Genomic DNA, 578 nt, shown 5'->3' with positions numbered 1-578 from the left:
ACATCCACACCTTCAGAGAGACAACGAACATTGGTTAAGACACGGCAGGTATTTTCCCCCGCATCTTCTTTAAGCCAGTCAAGAGCTTGATTACGTTTTTTTGCACTTTGTTTTCCGTCAATATGTTCAAATCTACAATGAAGAGGGGAGGTCTTTTTATAGCTTTCATAAAGAGTCCGTAATTCATCCTGAATTTCATCAGAATTAAAGGTATCACGAATGCGTTCAGAGGTTTTAATATCTTTACAAAAAGCCAAAGCACGGCGCATGGGATTAGGGTCATCACTGAGATCAACCTTCAGATCGATTTTACTCAGAGCTTGATAACAGCCCACAATCTTTGTCTTATCATCAAGAATAAGTTCATAATTATCATCGGTCATAAGATGTTGAATGGATTGGGCTACTGCTTCTTCATTCACACCCAAAACAATAATCTTATAAGGTGCTAAAAGGTTATTCTGAACGGCTTTTGAAAAGGTATAAGTATAAAGGTTTTTGCCATAGAGCTCTTCATCATCCATAGAAGCCAGAACAGCATTAATCTCATTGGCTTGTTTCTTGGCATTATCGGTAAA

The 578-nt window shown here is 37.9% G+C and carries 1 pseudogene; it reads right to left on the bottom strand.

The annotated features are described in order from the left end of the window. Window positions 1-578 (bottom strand): annotated as a pseudogene (locus J7R12_RS08635) (damage-inducible protein); the annotation flags it as partial.

This window comes from Bartonella vinsonii subsp. vinsonii (assembly GCF_902825235.1).
GTDB lineage: Bacteria > Pseudomonadota > Alphaproteobacteria > Rhizobiales > Rhizobiaceae > Bartonella > Bartonella vinsonii.
The sequence above is the reverse complement of the archived record's forward strand: the minus strand, read 5'-3'. Positions and strand labels throughout refer to the sequence as shown.